Below are 21,436 nucleotides of genomic sequence, written 5' to 3'. Positions count from 1 at the left end.
CGCCCCCCGCGCCGCCCCCCCCGCCACCCCCCCACATCGACGCCGCAGACCCGCGGGGCCCCCCCCCCCCCCCCCCCCACCCCCCCCCCCCCCCGGGGGGGGGCGGGGGGGGGCGCCCCCCCCCCTCTGTCGTTCTTCTTCGGCGTCTCTCTCGCGCTTTTCAGAGGTACGGGGTTGGCGAAGAGCCCCCGCCGTAGGGACGGCCTCGGTCTGTCCTGACGCCCTCTGCCCCAGTTCCGGCCGGTGCGTTCCCTCACGCAGACCCGCCCCGCGTCCCGAAGTCGCTCCCCTTCGGCCCCGCACACTGAGATAAAACCCCGCCACCCTGAGCCGCCCCCGTGCAGACACTGTGCCCCCGCAGTGAACTCCCGCACCCGCCGCGCCGCCGCGCCTCGCCCCCGCGCCGTCCCGCGCCGTCCCGCCTCGCCCCCGCGCCGCCGCGCCGCGCCCCCGCGCCGCCTCGCCGCCGCGCCGCGCCCCCGCGCCGCCTCGCCGCCGCGCCGCGCCCCCGCGCCTCGCCCCCGCGCCGCCTCGCCCCGCGCCGTCCCGCCGCGCCGCCGCGCCCCCGCGCCGTCCGGTTAACGCCGTCCAGTTAACGGCCGCCCGGCTAAGCGCCCCCACCCGCGCCGCCCTGCCTTACTTCTTCTCGCCGCCCGGCTCGGCGCCCCCACCCGCACTGCCCTCGCCTGACCTCCTCATGCCGCCCGGCCGCCGCCCGGCCCAGCAGCGCCCCGACTCACTCGTACTGCCCGCGCCGTCCGGCTTCGCCCCGCGCTGCGCCGCCCCGCCTCGCGCCGCCCGGTTGGTACCGCCCAACTCACCCGCCTTGCCCCCGTGCTCGCCCGCCGGCCGCCGTCCCGTCTCGCGCGCAGCCCGGTCCCGACACCCGCCCCAACTCGCCCGCCTGCCTGCCGGGTGTCCGCCGCGCCATCCGTCTCGCCCCGCCGCCGCGCCGCCCTCCACCCGCGCCGCCGCTCTCTGTGCCGTCGCGCTGTGCGCCGCGGTCGCCCCACTCCTTCTTCTTGCACCCTCGCTGCGGCGGTGGCCGGCGGCAGTTTCGTGGCCGGCCTCTTCGGGCGGCTCGGTCATGTATGGGCATGCGGGCGGATGAATGAATGAGAGTCGGGGTTGACAGCGGGTCATCTTCGCGGTCCTCCACTTTCCTCCCCGGGAGGGGTTGACAACGTGTTCGACTGGGAGGTTTGGGCGTGTTTGTCATGGTTCTTGACGGGGGTGCGGTGAGGATGTCGGAAACCGGACGGGGTTGATCATGCGGTGGCCCTCCACTCTGCGTGCACGCCTTTGAGCTGGGGTTTCTTGTGCGAACAAGCTTCGCGAGCGCGCTCATTCGGCTTGCGGGTGGAGGGAAGTGGAGTAGAGTGGAGCGCAGTGGCAAGGCCAAAAGGGAGCTGATTCCGGAGGGCCTGCCGGCCCGAGTTGACAGGCGGACCGCGAACCGCCAGGGGCAGGGGGTTGGAGCCGATGTTTCTCGGCACTCACACCCCGCGCCTCGACGACAAGGGGCGGCTGATCCTCCCGGCGAAGTTCCGCGACGAGCTGGCGGGAGGTGTCGTGATCACCAAGGGGCAGGAACGCTGTCTTTACGTGTTCCCGATGCCGGAGTTCCAGCGCATCGCGGGTCAGCTCCGCGAGGCCCCGGTCACGAACAAAGCCGCTCGGGCCTACAGCCGGGTGTTTTTCGCCAGCGCGCACGACGAGGTTCCCGACAAGCAGGGGCGGGTCACGATCCCGGCCCACTTGAGGGAGTACGCGGCACTCGACCGCGAGCTCGTGGTGATCGGGGCGAGCACCCGGGTGGAGATCTGGGACAAGCAGTCGTGGGACGACTACCTCGCGGCGAGCGAAGACGAGTTCGCCGACATCGAGGAGGGGGTGCTGCCCGTCGGACTGTGAGGCGTGGCTTTCGGCTGGGTCGGCGAGACAGAGGCCCGGGCGTCGCTGCCGCCGTACTGCGAGATCTCCAGCCGCTCCCGCACCTGGCGCCTCTTCCCCGGCGCCAGGCGCGTGTCCGGGCTTGGGCGCGCCCGATGGCAACGGGCACGAGCGGATGGGGATCTGGCGGTACGGACAGACGTTCGGGCACCTGCCGCGACACGGCGACATCGCTACGGCGTCGTCTGTGGGTTGGCAAGAGGTCCGGTGAGGATCCGGTGGGGCGTGGGCCAGGGGGGTCACGCGCGGGACCGGAGCCGGCGGCGGGCGGCAAGGCAAATTGCGGGGGTACGCCTCCGCGGGCGACGTAGCGGTGGTCAGTCGGGGTTGCGATGGGGGTCGACATGGGGGAGCTTCGCGGCACGCATGTGCCGGTGCTGCTCGAGCGGTGTCTCGAGCTGCTCGCCCCGGCCCTTCAGGTGCCCGGCGCGGTGCACGTCGACTTCACGCTCGGCCTGGGCGGTCACGCCGAGGCGGTGCTCGAGCGCTACCCGGATGTCGTCCTCGTCGGACTCGACCGGGACACCGAGGCGCTGGCTCACTCGCGGCAGCGGCTGGCCCGCTTCGGCGGCGAGCGGGTGCATCTGGTCCACGCGGTCTACGACGAGTTGCCCCGGGTGCTCGACGAGCTGGACATTCCGCGGATCCACAGCGGACTGTTCGACCTGGGCGTCTCCTCGTTGCAGCTCGACGAGGCCGACCGGGGTTTCGCGTACGCACAGGACGCGCCGCTCGACATGCGCATGGACCAGACCACGGGCATCACGGCCGAACAGGTCGTGAACGAGTACGAGCCCGGCGAGCTGGTGCGGATCCTGCGGACGTACGGCGAGGAGAAGTTCGCCACACGGGTCGTCTCGTCGATCGTCCGCGAACGGCAGAAGGCACGGATCACCTCGACGGCGAAGCTGTCGGAGCTGGTCAAAGAGTCCATCCCCGCCGCAGCCCGGCGAACCGGTGGAAATCCTTCGAAAAGAACGTTTCAAGCGCTACGCATCGAGGTAAATGGCGAACTCGCCACGCTCGAGTCCGCGGTCCCGGCCGCTTTGGACGCGTTGGCCCCGAAAGGGCGCCTTGTGGTGATGAGCTACCAATCTTTGGAGGACCGGATCGTCAAGCGTGCCCTCACCGCGAGGACGCGCAGCACCGGGCCGATCGACCTGCCGGTCGAGCTGCCCGGAACCGGTCCGACACTGCGGCTGCTGACAAAGGGGTCAGAGCCGCCCACCGACGAGGAGGTGGAGGCGAACCCGCGGGCAGCTTCGGTGAAGCTGCGCGCTGTGGAGCGCCTCGACCAGCACGACCAGGCTCCCGGGGCCGCCCGCGAACGGCCTCGACTGTCTACAACGCACGGGGGACGAGGGCGGTTACGCCCGGGGGAACGCGAAGAGGGGGAGGGGAAAGCATGAGCGAGCGCACCCACGCGCCGCGGTCGGGGGGCCGGGCCGCGGATCAGCAGCGCCAGGCCGGTGGCCGGCGTGACCAGGGCACGGGCCGCGATGCGGACACCCGGAGCAGTGCCGGCCGGGGGGCACGGCACTTCACGGACGAGGTCCGTACCAACACCGAGGGCGCCGACACGCGCCGGTCAGGGATCGCCCGCGACGCCCGCGCCGCGAGCACCCGCCGCCGCGACAACGAGGAGGTGCGCGGTGGGGGCCGCGACACCGCCACGCCCCGCGGCCGCGCTCGCGACAGCGAGGAGATCCGCACCCGCCGCGACACCGAGGGCACCCGCACCCGCCGCGACACCGAGGGCATCCGCACCCGCCGCGACAGCGAGGAGATCCGCGCTCGCCGTGACACGGGAGAGCTTCGGGCTCGCCGTGACTCGGAGGGAGCGGCCAAGCGCCGTGACACCGAGGGTGTGCGGGCTCGCCGGGGTGCCGAACCTGAGGGCGTCCGGACCCGCCGGGGTGCCGAGGCCGAAAGCGTTCGGGGTCGCCGGGGTGGCGAGGCCGAAAGCGTTCGGGGTCGCCGGGGTGGCGAGGTCGAGGACGTTCGGGGTCGGCGGGATGTCGAGAGTGAGCGGGTTCGGCGGATCACCGAGGACGTTCGGGCTCGGCGGGACGCGGACCTGGACGACAAGGTCAAGCCGATCGCGGCCAAGCTGGAGAAGGGTTCGGCCAAGCGTGGTGGCAAGGGCGGCGACCGGGGGCTGAACGGGCTGCCGGGTGTCGAGGCTCCTGTCGCCGGTACGGCCGCGCTGCAGCTCGAGGTCGCGCCGGACGGCAGTGGGCGGGCCGAGGCCGGGGCCGGGCCGCGGCTTTCGGTGGCGCCGGCGCCTGTTCGGCGGGGGCCCCGGGCGCCGTTCGCGGCCGGGGTTGTCGGGCTGGTCATTGTCGGGGTGCTCGGGATTCTGCTGATCAACACCAAGACGAACGAGAACTCCTTCAAGATCGCTGATCTGGAGAAGCAGAACACGGCGCTCGACAACCAGCGGCAGGATCTCGACAACCAGCTGATCCAGGTGTCCAGCGTGGGCAACCTGGACGCGGCGGCGCGGCGGCTCGGCCTGGTCAAGGCGGACAACATCGCGGTGCTGCGGCTCCCGGACGGCAAGCAGATCGGTGTTCCGATGCCGGCCGAGGGCAAGAAGTCGGTGACCGAGCAGCCCGCCAAGACCGACACCACCACCGGCGGCAACGCGAACGGCCAGGCCACGAACGGCGGTCAGGCCACGAACGGCGGTCAGGCCACGAACGGCGGTCAGGCCACGAACGGCGGTCAGGCCACGAACGGCGGTCAGGCCACGAACGGCGGCCAGGCTACGAACGGCGGCCAGAACGGGCAGGCCGGCAACGGCCAGGCCTCGGGCAACGGGCAGTAGGCCGTATGTCGCCGCGGGCTGACGACACTCCACCGCGCCGGGGCGCTCAGCCCCGGCGCGGCACGTCTCGTGACCTTCCCGACGAAGGGGAGGACAAGGGCCGCGGCTTCGGCGGCATCGGGGACGCGCGGGCCTACACGCCGCGCGGCCGGACCATGGCCGAGCGGGACCAGCGCACGCGGTCGCCGCGGGCCGGGCGCAACTCGGATCCCTTCCGGCCCGCGCTCCAGGTGCTCGACGGCGGCCGGCCCCGGCGCGGCGGCCGTCCCGAGCCGGACGAGGCGGCGGAGACGGCGGACGCGGACGGCCGTGACATTCCAGAGCAGCCCGCCGGCCGAGGCCGCAAGGGCGCCGCGGACAGCCGCAAAGGCACAGGCAGCCTCAAAGGCACAGGCAACTCCAAAGGCAGCGGTAAAGGCACCGACAGCCCCCAAAGCGCCGATGGCCGGAAGGGTGCTGAAGGCCGCAAGGGCACCACGCGGACCCGCGACGGCCGGGCCGGTGGCAAGGCGGGGCTCCGCGGGCGTACAGCGGCGTTCGACGACGACGAGTTCGCCGAGGACGAGCTGGACAACCGGCGTACCCGGGCCGGCGTCAAGCCGCGCCGCACGGTCGCCGGGGGCGCGCGAACCTCGCGAGGAGCCCGGCCGGGGTCACCCCTGCGGTCGGAGCGGTCGTCATCGCGTACGGGAAAAGAACGCATCGTCAGTGGACCTCGGGTCGACCGCGCCGTCCGCGCGGTCGCGCCCGAGCCGCCCAAGCTGGCCAACAGCACGCGGCGGCTGCGGATCGGCGCCGTCGTGGCGCTCTCGCTCTTCGTGATGATCGGCGTGCGGCTGGTCATCCTCCAGGTCGCCTCGTCACCCTCCGACGCCAAGCGGCTCATCGCACTGCGTGAGGACCGGCTGGCCGAGGTACGCCTCCCGGCGCCCCGGGGCAGCATCATCGACCGGGACGGCACCGTGCTCGCGCACAGCGTCGAGGCCCGGTACATCGGCGCCGACCCGGAGCTCGTCGAAAATCCCGAGAAGACCGCCGCCACCCTGTCCCCACTGATCAGCGTGCCCGTCTCGAAGCTCGTGCCGCTGATGAAGCCGCACACGCGGCCCGGTGGCGGTCAGTCCCGGTTCGAATATCTGGCGCAGGGTGTCGACATCTCCATCGGCGACAAGATCGCCGGCCTGGAGCTGCCGGGCATCGTGGTCAAGGAGGACGAGCGGCGCGACGTGCCGAACGCCGACCTCGCGGCCAACCTGATCGGCTTCACCGGCGCCGACAACTCCGGCCTGGAAGGCCTCGAGGCCCGCTACGACTCGCTGCTGCGCGGCACCGACGGCGAGCGCGTCTTCGAGATCGGCAAGGGCGACCTGAACAAGCCCATCCCGAGCGGCTACGAGAAGTACACGGAGCCGCAGCCGGGCACCTCGCTGCAACTGACGATCGACGACGAGCTTCAGTACGAGGTGCAGCGGATCCTCTGCGAACAGGCCACCAAGTCCAAGGCGTACATGGCCGGGGCCGTGGTCATGGACGTCAAGACGGGCGAGGTGCTGGCCCAGGCCAGCTGCCCCACCTACAACGCGGCCAAGCCGGGCGACTATTCGCCGACCGAGCGCGAGGACGTGCCGAGCAGCATCGTGGCCGACCCGGGATCGGTGCACAAGGCGTTCATCTTCGGCGCGGCGCTGCAGGAGGGTCTGATCACGCCGGACTCGGTGCTGGCGATCGGGCCGGGCCTGGAGCGCGGCGGCTTTCCCTTCAACGACACGCACCGGCAGAAGAAGGGCACCAAGATGACGATGGCGGGGCTGCTCGCCTATTCGTCGAACGTGGGCACGATCCTCATCGCCGACCGGCTCGGCAAGCAGAAGGTCTACGAGTACCAGCAGAAGTTCGGGCTGGGCAAGTCGACCGAGGAGGGCATGCCGGGTGAGGCCGAGGGCAAGCTGCTGACGCCGGACGAGTGGAGCGGCTCGGCCTCGGGCTCGGTGCCGATCGGCATGAGCGTCGACGCCACGCTGGTGCAGATGGCGGCCGGTTACAACGCCATCGCCAACGACGGGACGTACATCCAGCCGCATCTCATCAAATCGATGATCTCGGGCAAGGACGGCAAGGTCACCTCGGCCGCGAAGCCGCAGACGCACAAGGTCCTCGACCCGGAGGTCGCCTCCGAGCTGCGCACCATGATGGAGGCCGTGGTCGACAACGACGGCGCCACCGGCAAGAAGGCGGCGGTCGCCGGATATCGGGTGTCGGGCAAGACCGGCACCGGCAAGCGGCTGATCGACGGTCAGTACACGAGCGCCAACTACGGGTCGTTCATCGGCATGGCCCCGGCCGAGGACCCGAAGTACGTCATCGCGGTCTCGGCCGACGTGCCGGTGGGCACCGGCGGTGACGTGGCGGCGCCGGCTTTCTCGAAGATGATGTCGTTCGCCCTCATGCACAACAAGGTGCCGCCGTCGACCGAGCCGGCGCCGAAACTCAAGATCAAGCCATGAGGCCCTTGTACGGCGGTATGGCGTTTTTCGCCGAGCGGTGGGCACGGGGTAGGGTCTGACGCCGTGCCCGGCATTCCCCGTCCCCTTTCCGTGGCGCCGCACCGGTTGTCGAGCCTGGCCCCGTTGATCGCGGCCACGCTGACCGGCGACGACGCCGAGGTCACCGGGATCACCCACGACAGCCGCGAGGTTCGTCCCGGCGATCTCTACGCGGCCCTGCCCGGCGCGAACCGGCACGGCGCGGAGTTCTCCGCCGCCGTGGCCGCCGCCGGCGCCACCGCCATCCTCACCGATCCCGCCGGCGCCGCCCAGGCCTCGGCCACGGGTCTTCCGCTGCTGGTTCTCGACGATCCGCGGGCGGTGCTCGGCGCGGCCGCCTCGGCGATCTACGGCGACCCCTCGGCCCACCTGACCGTGATCGGGATCACCGGCACCGCCGGCAAGACCTCCACGGCCTATCTGGTCGAGTCCGGCCTGCGGGCCGCCGGCCTGGTCACCGGCATGATCGGCACGGTCGAGACGCGGCTCGGCGACCTGGTCGTGCAGAGCGTGCGGACCACGCCCGAGGCGACCGACGTGCACGCGATCCTCGCCGCCGGCCGGGAGCGCGACGTCACCGCCGTGGTGATGGAGGTGTCCAGCCACGCGCTGGCCGTCGGCCGGGTCAACGGCGTCCGCTACACCGTCGGCGGCTACACCAACTTCGGCCTCGACCACCTCGACTTCCACCGCGACGCCGAGGACTACTTCGCGGCCAAGGCGAAGCTGTTCGACGGCCGCTGCCGCTTCGAGGTCCTCAACTCCGACGACGCGGCGCTGGCGCCTCTGTTCAAGCCGGAGACGATCAGTTATTCGGCCGACGGCGACACCGCCGCCTCGTGGTGGGCCACCGACATCCGGCCCTCGGCGTTCGGCCAGCGCTTCGTGGCCCACGGGCCCGGTGGCGTACGGGTGGAGGCCGGCGTGGCCCTGCCCGGCCGGCACAACGTGGCCAACGCGCTGCTGGCCCTGGCCGCCCTCGTGGCGGCCGGCATCGACCCGGCCGTGGCCGCGCGCGGCATCGCCGCCTGTGCGGGCGTTCCGGGCCGTCTGGAGCAGGTGGACGCCCCGGGCGAGATCCTCGGCGTGGTCGACTACGCGCACAAGCCGGACGCGATCGTGGCCGCCCTGGCCGCGCTGCGGGAGCTGGCCGCCGGGCGCGGCGGCCGGGTGATCTGCCTGATCGGCGCCGGCGGCGACCGCGACCGTGGCAAGCGCCCGCTGATGGGCGCGGCGGCGGCCCGCGGCGGCGACCTGGTGATCATCACCGACGACAACCCCCGGACCGAGGACCCGGCCGCGGTGCGCGCCGCGGTGCGGGCCGGAGCCGAGCAGGCGGGAAGCCCTGCGAAGATCATCGAAGTGGCCGGGCGGCGCGACGCGATCGACGAGGCGGTGCGCCTGGCCGCGCCGGGCGACGTGATCGCGCTGCTGGGCAAGGGACACGAGCGGGGCCAGGAGGTGAACGGCGAGATGCTGCCGTTCGACGACCGGATCGAGCTGGCCGCGGCGCTGACCGCCGCCGCGGGGAGCGGCTCGTGATCCGGATGACGCTGGCGGAGATCGCCGAGCGCACCGGTGGACGCGTGGTCAACGCGCCGCCGGAGCTCGAGGTCACCGGGGGAGTGGAGTACGACTCCCGCAAGGTCGGGCCGGGCGGCCTGTTCGTCGCCTTCGAGGGCGAGAAGGTCGACGGGCACGAGTACGCCGCGGCGACCATCGAGGCCGGGGCGGCGGCCGTGCTCAGCACGCGCGACACGGGCCAGCCGGGCGTGGTGGTGGCCGAGCCGCTGGCCGCGCTGGCCGCTCTCGCCGCGGCCGTCGTGGGCCGGCTCGACAAGCTGACGATCGTCGGGCTCACCGGGTCGTCCGGCAAGACGACGACCAAGGACTACATCGGGCAGCTGCTGTCGCGGCTCGGGCCGACGATCGCGCCGGCCGGGTCGCTCAACAACGAGCTGGGTTTCCCGTACACGGTGCTGCAGGCGACCACCGAGACCCGCTTCCTGGTGCTGGAGATGGGGGCGCGGGGCATCGGGCACATCCGCTATCTGACGGAGATCGCCCGGCCCGCGGTCGGCGTGGTGCTCAACATCGGCGCGGCTCACCTCGGTGAGTTCGGGTCGGTCGAGGGGACCGCCCGGGCGAAGGGTGAGCTGGTCGAGGCGCTTCCGGCCGAGGGTGTGGCGGTTCTGAACGCCGACGATCCGCTGGTGGCCGGCATGGCGCCGCGGACTGCCGCCCCCGTGCTGCTGACCGGCGAGTCGCCGGCTGCGGCGGTCCGGGCCACCGACGTGAGCGTCGATTCGTACGGCCGAGCCTCTTATGTCCTGCATTACGGTGATAAATCGGGCAGGGTGGAGCTCGCCGTTGCTGGGCGGCACCAGGTGGCGAACACGCTGTCGGCGGCGGCCGTGGCGCTCTCGCTCGGCATGGCGCTCGAGGACGTGGCCGAGGCGCTCGGCGAGGTCGGCATCGTCAGCGGCCGCCGGATGGACGTCTTCACGCGCGCCGACGGTGTCACGGTGATCGACGACTCGTACAACGCCAATCCGTCCTCGACCACGGCCGCGCTCCAGGCGCTGGCCGCGATGGGCCAGGGCAGGCGGACCACCGCCGTGCTGGGCTACATGGCCGAGCTCGGCCCGCACAAGCGTTCGGGGCACGAAGAGGTCGGCCGGGTCGCGGCCGAGCTCGGCGTGGACCGGCTGATCGCGGTCGCCGCCGAGGCGGGCCCGATCGTGGACGGCGCGCACGCGGTCGCCGGCTGGACGGGCGAGGCCACCCTCGCCGCCGACCAGGCCGCGGCCATCGAGATCCTGAAGGGAGACCTGCGCGAGGGCGACGTCGTCCTCGTGAAGGGATCCCGGTACCGCACGTGGGACGTGGTGGACTCGCTGCGTCCCGAGGAGGAGACCCGGTGAGGGCAGTAATCGTCGCGGCCGCGGTCGCCTTCATCATCTCGCTGTTCGGCACACCGATCGCCATCCGCGTCTTCACGGCGCTCAAGGCCGGCCAGCCGATCCGCGGCGGCCTCGGGCTCGCCAGCAACGCGGGCAAGAAGGGCACGCCGACCATGGGCGGCGTGGCCTTCATCGTCGCCACGGTCCTGGCCTACGCGGCCGGGCACGTCGCCCTGACCACCCTCCCGGAGCGGCAGATCGCCCAGGAGAGCCCGACCATGACCGCCCTGGTCCTGCTCGGCCTGTTCGTGTTCTGCGGCGTGGTGGGCTTCCTGGACGACTTCCTGAAGGTGCGCCGGCGCAACTCCGACGGCCTGAGCGCCAAGGGCAAGCTGCTCGGCCAGCTGATCGTCGGCACCGCGTTCGCGGTCGTGGCGCTCTACGTGCCCAGCACCAACGGCGAGACGGTGGCCAGCGAGCACATCTCGTTCATCCGGGACATCAGCTGGCTCGACGTGGGCAAGGTCGGCTCCGTGCTGGTCTTCGTCTTCGTCATCATGGCGATGTCCAACGGCGTGAACCTGACCGACGGCCTCGACGGCCTGGCCACCGGCGCGTCGATCCTGGTGCTGGGGGCGTACGCCCTGATCGGCTTCTGGCAGTACCGGCACTGGTGCGGCGACTCGGACTACGCGCGGGTCAACGACTACTGCTACAACGTGCGTGATCCGCTGGAGATCGCGATGATCGCGGCCGCGGCGGCCGCCGCCTGCGTGGGCTTCCTGTGGTGGAACACGTCCCCGGCGCGGATCTTCATGGGCGACGCCGGCGCGCTCGGCCTGGGCGGCCTGATCGGCGGCCTGGCCGTGGCCACCCGGACCACGCTGCTCTCGGTCATCATCGGCGGCCTGTTCGTGATCATCACGATGTCGCTGATCATCCAGATCATCTCGTTCAAGACAACCGGCAAGCGCGTGTTCCGCATGTCCCCGCTGCATCACCACTTCGAGCTGGCGGGCTGGAGCGAGGTCAACATCGTCGTCCGGTTCTGGATCATCGCGGGCATCTGCGTCGCGATCGGCCTGGGCCTGTTCTATTCGGACTTCCTCGCCGTCATGGGCTGAGCCTTCTTCAAATCCAAATCTCTCACGCGACACGCGGGAGCACGTGACGGGCTCTCGCGTGTCGCCACGACGATGATGAGGGAATGGCGGACGACCGTACCCAACAGGCGCCTCGCCCGTCATTGAGCCGGCAGCTGCTGCCCGCCGTGCACGGGCTGCTGGCGCGTCCCCTCTCCTCGTACTACCTGCTGTTGTCGAGCTCGGGCCTGTTGTTGCTGATCGGCCTGACCATGGTCTTCTCGGCCACCAGCGTCGAGGCGTACGCCAAGAACGGCAATGCCTTCAGCGCCATCGCCAACCAGGCGATCTTCGCTCTGCTCGGCCTGTTCGCGTTCTGGGTGTGCCAGCGGCTGCCCGCCGGCACCCTGCGCGACCTCGGCAAGTACGTCCTCGCCGTGGCCATCGCGCTGCTGGCCCTGCTCGACCTGATCAACGCGCTGAAGTCGCTGCACGTCATCGGCCCGAAGCAGGGCATCGGCCCGGTCCGCGCCGATCTGCTCTGGCTCTACTTCGGCCCGATCGGCCTCCAGCCGGCCGAGTTCGCCAAGCTCGGCATGGTGCTGTGGGGCGCCGACGTGATCGCCCGCAAGGGGCCGGCCCTCGGGCACTGGCGCGAGCTGTCCCGCCCGCTGTTCCCGGTCATCGGCCTGCTCTTCGTGCTGGTCGGCTACAACGACCTGGGCACCATGCTGGTGCTGCTGGCGCTGACCGTCGGCCTGCTCTGGGCGGCCGGCGTCCGGCTGCGGATCTTCGCCGCTCTCGGCGTGCTCGGCCTGGCCGGCATCAGCCTGCTCATCGCGGCCGCGTCCGGTGGTGCCGGCTCCGGCGAGAAGGGCGCCGAGAACTACCGGCTGGCCCGGCTCACCAACTTCCTCCAGCCGCTCGACCAGTGCGACCTCGACGGCCCCTGTTACCAGCTCATCCAGGCCCGCTCGGCGATCTTCGAGGGCGGCTGGTTCGGCGTCGGGCTGGGCAAGGGCGCGCTGAAGTGGAACTGGCTGCCCGAGGCGGAGAACGACTTCATCTTCGCCGTCGTGGCCGAGGAGCTCGGTGTGGTCGGCTGCGCGATCATCCTGGCCCTGTTCTCGGTGCTGGCCTACACCGGCTTCCGCATCGCCCGGCGCTCGCAGGACCCGTTCCGCCGGCTGGCTGCCACCGCGATCACCACCTGGCTGGTGGCCCAGGCCGTGATCAACATCGGCGGCGTGACCGGCATGCTGCCCATCACCGGCCTCCCGCTGCCGTTCATCTCCGCTGGTGGCAGCGCCCTGGTCGTGACCATGGCGGCGGTCGGCATCCTCGCCTCGTTCGCCCGCGCCGAGCCGGACGCGTCACGTGCCCTGAACGCCCGTCCGCCCGCTCGGTGGGTACGGCTACTCTGGGCCCCGCTGCCGCCGGTCCCCCCGCAACGGCGGCCCGCTCCGGTCAAGCCGGCCGAGGGTGCGGGGGCTGGAAGGAGACGGTAATGGCCACGCTGCGGTCGGTAGTGCTCGCCGGAGGAGGCACCGGCGGTCACATCTACCCGCTGCTCGCCTTCGCCGACGCCCTGCGACGGCACTTCCCCGACGTGCGGATCACCACGCTGGGCAGCCCCAAGGGCATGGAGAACGACCTGATCCCGCCGGCCGGGTACGACCTGCGGGTCATCCCGGCGTTCCAGCTGCCGCGTTCGGTCAACATGAACCTGCTGCGCACCCCGGACCGCATGTACAAGTCCTCCCAGGCGGCCGGCAAGATCCTCGAAGAGGTGCAGGCCGACGTCGTGGTGGGCTTCGGCGGGTACGTGTCGGTCCCGGCCTACCTGGCGGCCTGGCGCCGTGACGTGCCGATCGTGATCCACGAGGTGAACGTGCCGCCGGGCGTGGCCAACCGGATGGGCATGAAGTTCACCAAGAACATCGCCGTCGGTTTCCCGCAGCAGCCGCAGCTGGCCGAGTCGCTGCGCGACGCGCGCGTGGTCGGCGTCCCGCTGCGCACCGCGATCTCCCACCTCGACCGCGCCGCGCTGCGCCCGCAGGCCCTCTACCAGTTCGGGCTGCGCCCCGACCTGCCCGTGCTGTTCGTCTCGGGCGGCTCGTCGGGCGCCCGCACGATCAACCTGGCCGTGGCCGAGGCGGCCAAGCGGCTCGCCCACGCCGGCATCCAGGTGCTGCACGTGCAGGGCGGCCGCAACGACCCGTTCGACGTGCCGGCCGACCTCCCGGTGCCGTACCGCGTGCTGCCCTACCTGTCGGACATGCAGCTGGGATACGCGGCGGCCGACCTCATGCTCTGCCGCGGCGGCGCGATCACGGTGGCCGAGACCACCGCGCTCGGCGTGCCCGCGGTCTACGTGCCGTACCCGCACAGCAACCAGGAGCAGAAGCGCAACGCGCTGCCCGTCGTCGAGGCCGGCGGCGGCGTCCTGGTGGACAACTCGGAGCTCACTCCCGAGTGGATCGAGCAGAACATCATCCCGCTGGCGCGGGACAGGCAGCGCCTCGCTGCGATGAGCATGGCCGCTTCCCGGTACGGTCGCCGCGACGGTGACGAAGCGCTGCTCGAGTTCGTTCTGGAAGCGGTGGCCAAGGCCCGATGACCTACGTGACAAAGGGAGCAGGACTGTGAACACGGCGGAGCTGAGGCCGGCCGGCGAGTTGACCGCCGAGGACCTCGGCAGTGTGCACCTCATCGGGATCGGCGGGGTCGGCATGGCGGGCCTGGCCCGGTTGCTGCTCACCCGGGGCGTCCCGGTCTCGGGCAGCGAACTGCGCGAGTGGCCGGCGCTGGCCGGGCTGCGGGCGCTGGGCGGCACGGTGCACATGGCGCACGTCGAGTCGAACCTCGACGGTGTCGACACGGTCGTCTACTCCACGGCCATCCCGGCCGACCACCTCGAGCTGGTCGAGGCGCGCCGCCGGGGGCTGCGCGTGCTGCACCGCTCCGAGGCGCTGGCGGCCGCGATGACGAACCGGCAGACGATCGCCGTGGCCGGCACGCACGGCAAGACGACCACCACCTCGATCATGACGGTGATCCTCCAGCACGCCGGGCAGGACCCGTCGTTCGTGATCGGCGGGGAGATCTCCGAGGCCGGCTCGAACGGCCACCACGGCACCGGCCCGCACTTCGTGGCCGAGGCCGACGAGAGCGACAAGTCGTTCCTGATCTACCGCCCGCACGTCGCGATCATCACCAACATCGAGGGCGACCACCTCAACAACTGGGGCGACCTCGAGGGCCTCAAGGCCGGCTTCCTCCAGTTCGCCGAGCTCGCCGACCCCGAGGGCTTCGTGGTCACGTGCGCCGACGACGAGGGCACGCGCGAGCTGATCGCGGCGCTCAAGGCCAAGGGCAAGACCGTTTACACGTACGGCGAGAGCCCGTCGGCCGATCTCCGCATCTCCGACGTCGTCTCCACCGTCAGCGGCGTCCGCTATCAGGCCGAGCTGGACGGCAAGCCGCTCGGCGAGATCAGGCTGGCGCTGCCCGGCAAGCACATGGGCCTCAACAGCGCGGCCGCCGTGCTGACCGCGCTGCGCCTGGGCCTGCCCCTCGACAAGACGGTCGAGGCGCTGGCCTCCTTCCCCGGCGTGCGCCGGCGCTTCGAGCGCAAGGGGATCGCCGCCGGTGTGCGTGTCTACGACGAGTACGCGTACCACCCGACCTCGGTCAAGGCCGCGCTGCGGACGCTGCGCGAGGTGGCCGGCGACGGGCGCCTCCTGGTGGTCTTCCAGCCGTACCGCGTCTATCGCACCCGCGACCTCGAGGCCGAGCTGGCCGAGGGCCTGAGCCTGGCCGACCAGGCGATCGTCATGGAGGTCTTCGGGCCGGGCGAGGTGCGTGGCCCGGGCGAGGGCGGCGTGTCGCTGACCGCCGCCGTCGACCTGCCGGCCGAGGCCAAGGTGTTCGTGCCCGACTGGGAGGACGTGCCGGCCGAGGTGGTCCGGCGCAGCCGCCCGGGCGACGTGGTGGTGACCATGGGCGCGCCGCCGATCTCGCTGATGGGCGACGAGCTGCTGTCGGCGCTGGCCGAGGCCGACCTCCAGCCGGCGCCGTCGCAGTCCACGGGCAACGCGCTGGAAGAGCGGTAGCCCGGCGGTGAGCGGGGGCGGGCGCAGCTGGCGGCTCGTGCGGGCGGACACCGACGCGGTGCCCGCCTCGGCGCGCCGTTTCATGGCCCGCGCCCGCAAGCGCAAGCTGCGCGCCGTCCTGCCGTGGGCGATCGCCGCGGGCGTGCTCGCCCTGGCCGGCATCGTGTCCTGGATCGTCTACGGCACGTCGGTGCTCGGCGTGCGTGACGTGAAGGTGGTCGGCACCCAGTTCCTGACGCCGTTGCAGATCGAGCAGGCGGCCGCGGTGCCGCCGAGCGAGCCGCTGGCCCGGGTCGACCTCGACGCGGTGCGGGCCAAGGTGCGCACACTGCCGGCGGTCGACCGGGTCGTGGTGCGGCGCAGCTGGCCGTCCACGCTGGTGGTCGAGGTGGTGGAGCGTACGCCGGTGGCCGCCGTGCCCGCGTCCGGCCAGTTCTCGCTGATCGACCGCGAGGGCGTGCCCTATCGCACGGTGCAGCAGGCGCCGGCCGGGCTGCCGCTGGTGCGCACGTCGTCGCCGGGCCCGCAGGACGTGAACACGAAGTCGGCGCTGACCGTGCTCGGCGCGCTCAGCGAGGAGCTGCGCGAGCAGCTGGTCGCGGTGGCGGTGCCGAAGCCGGCGCAGATCAAGCTGGAGCTGAAGAAGGACCGCACGGTGGTCTGGGGAGACGACACCCAGAGCGACACCAAGAGCCAGGTCGCCACCGCGCTCCTGAAGCGCAAGGGCAGCGAAATCGACGTCAGCGCTCCGTCAGTCGTGACGATCCGCTAATATCTGTCATAAGCGGACAAAAGACGCGTTTGGGTCGAGGTTACGGGTCCGTCGGATGTTCGCCACGTAAGCGGACGCCGACACGCCGCGCCGGGTCTTTGGTTGACATCGCAATGCCGCATACGTTGCCACCAGAGGCTGAGTGGTTGACATAACCCTAAGCCTCTAGTAGAGGGTGAGGGTTTCCTCGCCCTCCCTTGTACGGCAGCGGATGCCGACGCGTGGTCTGGCCGGACCGCGCCGGGGCCTAACGGCATCCACTAACCCTGGAAGGGAAGGCTGAGAGCCCATGACACCTCCCCACAACTACCTGGCGGTCATCAAGGTCGTCGGTATCGGTGGCGGCGGCGTGAACGCCGTGAACCGCATGATCGAGGTCGGGCTCAAGGGCGTCGAGTTCATCGCGATCAACACCGATGCGCAGGCGCTGCTGATGAGCGACGCCGACGTCAAGCTCGACGTCGGCCGGGAACTCACCCGCGGCCTGGGCGCCGGAGCGCAGCCCGAGGTCGGCAAGAACGCCGCCGAGGACCACCGCGACGAGATCGAAGAGGTGCTCAAGGGCGCCGACATGGTCTTCGTGACGTGTGGCGAGGGCGGCGGCACCGGCACCGGCGGCGCGCCCGTCGTCGCCAACATCGCCCGCAAGCTCGGCGCGCTCACCATCGGCGTGGTCACCCGGCCGTTCTCGTTCGAGGGCAAGCGCCGCCAGGTGCAGGCCGAGGCCGGCATCGACGAGCTGCGCAACCAGTGCGACACGCTCATCGTGATCCCGAACGACCGGCTGCTCGCCCTCGGCGACCGCGGCATCAGCATGATGGACGCGTTCCGCCAGGCCGACCAGGTGCTGCTCTCCGGTGTGCAGGGCATCACCGACCTGATCACCACGCCCGGTCTGATCAACCTGGACTTCGCCGACGTCAAGAGCGTCATGAGCAACGCCGGCAGCGCCCTCATGGGCATCGGCAGCGCCCGCGGCGACAACCGCGCGGTCGAGGCGGCCGAGCGGGCCATCTCCAGCCCGCTGCTGGAGCAGAGCATGGACGGCGCCCGCGGGGTGCTGCTCTCCATCGCCGGCGGTTCCGACCTGGGCCTGTTCGAGATCAACGACGCCGCCCAGCTGGTCACCGACGCGGCCCACCCGGACGCGAACATCATCTTCGGCGCGGTCATCGACGACGCGCTCGGCGACGAGGTGCGGGTCACGGTCATCGCGGCCGGCTTCGACGGGGGCACGCCCTCGTACAAGCCGTCCGAGCCGGCCCGCAAGGTGATCCAGCAGCCGGCCGCCCCGCCGGCCCAGACCCAGGCCCCGGCCGCGCCCGCGGTCACCACGCCGCCGCCGGCCACGACGACCCCGACCCCGCGCCGGGTGCTCTTCGACGACGTCGACGTGCCGGACTTCCTGAAGAACGGCTCCTGACGGCGGTGACGGACCGTCGGGCCGAGCTGTCGGCGGCCCTGGACGAGGTGCGCGGGCGGATCGCCCGCGCCTGCGTGGCGGCCGGTCGGCCGGAGGATGCCGCGCACCTGATCGCGGTGACCAAGACGTACCCGGCGAGCGACGTGGTGTTGCTCGCCGGGCTCGGCGTCACCGACGTGGGGGAGAACCGCGATCAGGAGGCTGCGGCCAAGGCTGTCTCCGTCGCCGAGGCTGGTGCTACGCCGCGGTGGCACTTCATCGGGCAGCTCCAGCGCAACAAGGCGCGCTCCGTGGCGTCCTATGCCGACGTGGTGCAGTCGGTCGACTCCGTACGGCTGGCCTCGGCCCTTGATCGTGCCGCTCTTGACCGGGACGCTCCGCTCGAGGCGCTGGTCCAGGTCAGCATCGACGGTGACCCGTCGCGTGGGGGCGCGGCCGGCGACGACATCTGGCGGGTTTCCGACTCCATCGCCTCGTCCACATCGCTGCGTCTCGGCGGCGTGATGGCGGTGGCGCCGATGGACTGGGATCCCGATCGCGCGTTCGAGCAGCTCAAGTCGATCTCGGACCGTCTGATCGCGTCACACCCCGATTCAAAGATGATCTCCGCGGGTATGAGCGGCGACCTGGAAGCAGCCGTTCGGCACGGCGCGACACACGTCCGGATCGGCACTTCTTTGCTCGGAATGCGAAACCCGCTGCGGTAGCCTTGCGGCGGGCAGCAAACTACATAGGTGTTGTTTAACGCGGCGCCACTCGCGAAGGTGGCCGGCGCGTCCGACGACGCGGCGTCGCCGCAGCGTGCGGTCCCTTTCGGACCCGGGCTGAGGTGCGAGGGGGGACAGCGAAAGCGCAGGGGGTGCGTTTCGCGCAGCGGACGAAGGTGGGGGCACATGGCTGGTCGGGTCGGCGCCGAGCGGGGTCACGCTCGGATGCGGGATGGGGTGAGGGCATGAGCGCCATTCGTAAGGCGGGCGTCTGGCTGGGCCTCGTCGAGGAGGACGAAGACCGCGACTACGGGTACCGCGAGGACTCGTACCACCAGCGCGACCGCCGCTACTCCGGCAGCCGCTACGAGAACGACATCGACGAGGACGACGAGGAGTTCGAGGAGGAGCGCGCGGTGCCGCGGGCTCGCACCGAGCGCCCGGCCCGTCGCCTCTCGCACGCCGACGTCGAGGACGAGCCGGAGGAGCGCAGCGAGCGCGCCAGCGTCCGCTCCATCACCCGATCGGGTTCGCATGCCGGCGACTCGGCGCTGAGCTACTCGACGCGGGAGAACCTCGCGCTCGCCCCGCAGACCGTGCACGCGCCGCAGCCGGCGCCCCGGCCGGCCGAGGAGGAGCAGCGCTACCAGATCACGACCCTGCACCCGACTACGTACCGTGAGGCCCGCACCATCGGAGAGCACTTCCGGGACGGTGTTCCGGTCATCATCAATCTCACTGAGATGGATGAAGGTGACGCCCGCCGGCTGGTCGACTTCGCGGCCGGTCTGGCCTTCGGTCTTCGCGGTACGATCGAGCGCGTGACGAACCGGGTGTTCCTGCTCTCACCGGCGAATGTCCAGGTCACCGCGGAGGACAAGGCCAAGATCGCTGAAGGCGGGTTCTTCAGCCAGGGCTAGAACCCTCGGCGCCCGGCTTAACCCGAATGGGGGAGGACTCGAGCACCGTGCTCTCGGTCGTGTTCCAAATCTTGTATTTGCTCGTATATATCTTCTTTCTCGTCCTGCTTGCCAGGTTCGTGCTGGGTGCGGTACTTCAGTACGGGCGCCGCTGGCAACCCAGTCGTGGGGCGTCGGCGGCACTGGAAACGGTGTGGAGCGTCACTGATCCGCCCCTCAAGGCGTTGAGGCGTGTGATCCCACCGCTGCGCATTGGTAACGTGAGCTTGGACCTGGCTTCCATCGTGCTGCTGGTTATCCTGTTCGTGCTCATGAGGTTCGTGTTGCAGAGACTGATACTGAACTTCAGCTAGACAGCAGCCCCACCGCGGCCGCAACTGACCCGAGGAGTTTCGATGCCGCTGACCCCGGCCGACGTGCACAACGTCGCCTTCAAGAAGCCCCCGATCGGCAAGCGGGGGTACGACGAGGAGGAGGTCGACGCCTTCCTTGACGAGGTCGAGCGCGAGCTCGCCCGTCTGATCGAGGAGAACAACGAGCTGCGCGCCCAGGTGGAGCGCGGCGGTCGGGGTGGCGCGCCAGCCGGTCCTTCCGCCGACCCGCGCCTCGCCGCGGAGCTCAACGACGTCAAGGCTCAGCTCGACCGGGTGCAGCGCGACAAGGCCCAGGCCGAGCAGGCCGCCCGGCAGATGCAGGCCGAGCTCGAGCAGGTCCGCGCCGCGGGCCCGGTCGGCGGTGGCGCCGCGAGCGGCGGCGCCGACGGCGAGCAGCAGGCCCTGCGGGTGCTCATGATGGCCCAGCGCACCGCCGACGACCACGTCGCCGACGCGCGCCGCGAGGCCGACAAGCTCCTCTCCGACGCCCGTTCCAAGGCGGAAGAGGTCACCCGTGAGGCCCGCGCCAAGGCCGACGCCCTCGAGCGTGACGCGCGTCAGCGTCACCAGGAGGCCATGGGCGGTCTCGACGCGAAGCGCACGGCGCTGCAGAAGCACATCGAGGAGCTGAAGCAGTTCGAGCGCGAATACCGCACTCGCCTGAAGGCCTACCTCGAGAGCCAGCTGCGCGACCTCGACGGCCGGGGCCAGGGCCTCGAAGCCGAGATGTCGCGGGCCGACTCCGGGCGCGCCGTCGGTGGCAGCGGCGGTCTCGCCGCGGCCGGCCTCGCCGGTTCGTACGGTGGTGGCCGCGCCAACTCCATCGAGTCCGGGCGCTGAGCCTCCGCCATCCCTCCCCCGCCGGTTTTCTCACGACGAGGATGAGCCATGATCGTTGCTAGTCTTCTGCTCATCCTCGTCGCGGTGGCCCTGCTGGTCATGGGCCTTACCGGCGGCTCGAGCAACCTGCTCATCAGCTCCATCGTGGCCAGCCTGCTGGCCGCGGTCTTCCTCGTGGTCGGCGCCCGTCAGGCGGCTTCGGCCCGGCGAGCGGCCGCACGCACCACGCCGGCCGACGAGGCCCGCCCCACCGACGACTACCAGGTCGACGACTACGCCGTCGGGGACTACCCCGACGAGGCCTTCGTGGCGGAGCCCGAGTTCGCCGCGCAGGCGGCCGGCGACCCGGCCCGGCGCCGTCGCGCCTCCGACGATCCTCCTCCGCCGGCCGACTTCCCCGCAGCCGAATCCGGCGCCAGGGACACAGTCCAGTTCGACGCCGTAGGCGACACCGACCCCCACCTCACCAAGCACCCCTCCGGCGAGGTGCCGCCGGGCGATTTGTCCGCCGATGAGGCTCATGCGGCGGGTTGGCGCGACGCCAGGGAGGCGATGGCCGCCGACCTGAACCGCGACCAGTCCTCCCCGCGCGACTTCACTGATCAGCCCGGCCAGCGCAATGTCACCGACCAGCGCAACGCCGCCGACGAGCGCGACTTCGCCGATCAGCGCGACGTCACCGGCCAGCGCGACTTCGCCGATCAGCCTGGCCAGCGCGATTTTGCCGATCAGTCTGCCTACCGTGAGTCCGCCGATCGCGATGCCTTCCGGGAGTCCGCCGACCGTGATTCCGCCGACCGCGAGTCGGGCGCTCAGTTCGGCGAGCGGGAGTCCGGAGCGCCGTTCCTTCAGCGTGAGTCCGAGGAGCCGTCCGCCCAGCGTGGGTCGTCCGCGCAGAGCGATCCGGCCGCCCGGCGCGATTCCAGCGATCAGGACACCCGCGAGACCGGCCCCGACTACGACCGCGCCTCATC

General features: G+C 71.4%; 16 protein-coding genes and 1 pseudogene. All 17 read left to right on the top strand.

Features of this window, described 5'->3' with window-relative positions; translation table 11 throughout:
- Positions 1-1,482 precede the first annotated feature (1,482 nt).
- Positions 1,483-1,914, top strand: a complete 432-nt coding sequence (gene mraZ / locus ACFY36_RS39325; RefSeq protein ID WP_097322560.1) for a division/cell wall cluster transcriptional repressor MraZ — start codon at positions 1,483-1,485, stop codon at positions 1,912-1,914.
- Positions 1,915-2,285: 371 nt separating this feature from the next.
- Complete coding sequence (rsmH, locus tag ACFY36_RS39320) at positions 2,286-3,362, top strand: 16S rRNA (cytosine(1402)-N(4))-methyltransferase RsmH (RefSeq protein ID WP_499750965.1); 1,077 nt, start codon at positions 2,286-2,288, stop codon at positions 3,360-3,362.
- Positions 3,359-4,783: a cell division protein FtsL gene (gene ftsL / locus ACFY36_RS39315; protein WP_499750964.1), complete on the top strand. Its 1,425-nt coding sequence runs from the start codon at positions 3,359-3,361 to the stop codon at positions 4,781-4,783. Before rsmH ends, ftsL begins: the two co-directional genes overlap by 4 nt.
- 5 nt (positions 4,784-4,788) lie before the next feature.
- Entirely contained in the window at positions 4,789-7,287 is a 2,499-nt protein-coding gene (locus ACFY36_RS39310) for a peptidoglycan D,D-transpeptidase FtsI family protein (RefSeq protein ID WP_499750963.1), read from the top strand.
- 63 nt (positions 7,288-7,350) lie between these two features.
- Positions 7,351-8,868, top strand: a complete 1,518-nt coding sequence (locus ACFY36_RS39305) for a UDP-N-acetylmuramoyl-L-alanyl-D-glutamate--2,6-diaminopimelate ligase (RefSeq protein WP_499750962.1) — start codon at positions 7,351-7,353, stop codon at positions 8,866-8,868.
- A complete protein-coding gene (locus tag ACFY36_RS39300; RefSeq protein ID WP_499750961.1) occupies positions 8,865-10,250 on the top strand; it encodes a UDP-N-acetylmuramoyl-tripeptide--D-alanyl-D-alanine ligase in 1,386 nt (461 codons plus the stop codon). The genes ACFY36_RS39305 and ACFY36_RS39300 overlap by 4 nt, the downstream gene beginning before the upstream one ends.
- Entirely contained in the window at positions 10,247-11,353 is a 1,107-nt protein-coding gene (mraY, locus tag ACFY36_RS39295; RefSeq protein WP_499750960.1) for a phospho-N-acetylmuramoyl-pentapeptide-transferase, read from the top strand. The genes ACFY36_RS39300 and mraY overlap by 4 nt, the downstream gene beginning before the upstream one ends.
- A gap of 83 nt (positions 11,354-11,436) precedes the next feature.
- Positions 11,437-12,819, top strand: coding sequence for an FtsW/RodA/SpoVE family cell cycle protein (locus ACFY36_RS39290; RefSeq protein ID WP_499750959.1), 1,383 nt, complete (start codon positions 11,437-11,439; stop codon positions 12,817-12,819).
- Positions 12,819-13,931: an undecaprenyldiphospho-muramoylpentapeptide beta-N-acetylglucosaminyltransferase gene (gene murG / locus ACFY36_RS39285; protein ID WP_499750958.1), complete on the top strand. Its 1,113-nt coding sequence runs from the start codon at positions 12,819-12,821 to the stop codon at positions 13,929-13,931. Before ACFY36_RS39290 ends, murG begins: the two co-directional genes overlap by 1 nt.
- Positions 13,932-13,956: 25 nt before the next feature.
- Positions 13,957-15,426: a UDP-N-acetylmuramate--L-alanine ligase gene (gene murC / locus ACFY36_RS39280; protein ID WP_499750957.1), complete on the top strand. Its 1,470-nt coding sequence runs from the start codon at positions 13,957-13,959 to the stop codon at positions 15,424-15,426.
- A gap of 7 nt (positions 15,427-15,433) precedes the next feature.
- Positions 15,434-16,198, top strand: coding sequence for a cell division protein FtsQ/DivIB (locus tag ACFY36_RS39275; RefSeq protein WP_499750956.1), 765 nt, complete (start codon positions 15,434-15,436; stop codon positions 16,196-16,198).
- Between the two features lie 289 nt (positions 16,199-16,487).
- Entirely contained in the window at positions 16,488-17,621 is a 1,134-nt protein-coding gene (gene ftsZ, locus ACFY36_RS39270; protein ID WP_499750955.1) for a cell division protein FtsZ, read from the top strand.
- Positions 17,618-18,328, top strand: coding sequence for a YggS family pyridoxal phosphate-dependent enzyme (locus tag ACFY36_RS39265; RefSeq protein WP_499750984.1), 711 nt, complete (start codon positions 17,618-17,620; stop codon positions 18,326-18,328). The genes ftsZ and ACFY36_RS39265 overlap by 4 nt, the downstream gene beginning before the upstream one ends.
- Positions 18,329-18,573: 245 nt before the next feature.
- Positions 18,574-19,248: a cell division protein SepF gene (locus ACFY36_RS39260; protein ID WP_499750954.1), complete on the top strand. Its 675-nt coding sequence runs from the start codon at positions 18,574-18,576 to the stop codon at positions 19,246-19,248.
- A 47-nt stretch (positions 19,249-19,295) separates the two neighbouring features.
- Positions 19,296-19,601 carry a YggT family protein gene (locus ACFY36_RS39255; RefSeq protein WP_097322621.1) on the top strand — a complete coding sequence of 102 codons (306 nt, stop codon included), beginning with the start codon at positions 19,296-19,298 and terminating at the stop codon, positions 19,599-19,601.
- Positions 19,602-19,643: 42 nt separating this feature from the next.
- The gene (locus ACFY36_RS39250; RefSeq protein ID WP_097322546.1) at positions 19,644-20,462 is read left to right on the top strand and encodes a DivIVA domain-containing protein; all 819 of its coding nucleotides are present in this window, start codon (positions 19,644-19,646) and stop codon (positions 20,460-20,462) included.
- A gap of 48 nt (positions 20,463-20,510) precedes the next feature.
- Positions 20,511-20,693 (top strand): annotated as a pseudogene (locus tag ACFY36_RS39245) (hypothetical protein); the annotation flags it as partial.
- Positions 20,694-21,436: the final 743 nt, after the last annotated feature.

Origin of the sequence: Actinoplanes sp. NPDC000266 (assembly GCF_042899005.1) — a bacterium.
Classification (GTDB): domain Bacteria; phylum Actinomycetota; class Actinomycetes; order Mycobacteriales; family Micromonosporaceae; genus Actinoplanes.
The sequence above is the reverse complement of the archived record's forward strand: the minus strand, read 5'-3'. Positions and strand labels throughout refer to the sequence as shown.

Excerpts from the sequence above, each read along its gene's own strand:
- ACFY36_RS39260 (WP_499750954.1), top strand. The coding sequence starts at position 18,574 with ATGAGCGCCATTCGTAAGGCGGGCGTCTGGCTGGGCCTCGTCGAGGAG.
- rsmH (WP_499750965.1), top strand. The coding sequence starts at position 2,286 with ATGGGGGTCGACATGGGGGAGCTTCGCGGCACGCATGTGCCGGTGCTG.
- ACFY36_RS39250 (WP_097322546.1), top strand. The coding sequence starts at position 19,644 with ATGCCGCTGACCCCGGCCGACGTGCACAACGTCGCCTTCAAGAAGCCC.
- ftsZ (WP_499750955.1), top strand. The coding sequence starts at position 16,488 with ATGACACCTCCCCACAACTACCTGGCGGTCATCAAGGTCGTCGGTATC.
- ACFY36_RS39310 (WP_499750963.1), top strand. The coding sequence starts at position 4,789 with ATGTCGCCGCGGGCTGACGACACTCCACCGCGCCGGGGCGCTCAGCCC.
- ftsL (WP_499750964.1), top strand. The coding sequence starts at position 3,359 with ATGAGCGAGCGCACCCACGCGCCGCGGTCGGGGGGCCGGGCCGCGGAT.
- ACFY36_RS39290 (WP_499750959.1), top strand. The coding sequence starts at position 11,437 with ATGGCGGACGACCGTACCCAACAGGCGCCTCGCCCGTCATTGAGCCGG.
- mraZ (WP_097322560.1), top strand. The coding sequence starts at position 1,483 with ATGTTTCTCGGCACTCACACCCCGCGCCTCGACGACAAGGGGCGGCTG.
- murG (WP_499750958.1), top strand. The coding sequence starts at position 12,819 with ATGGCCACGCTGCGGTCGGTAGTGCTCGCCGGAGGAGGCACCGGCGGT.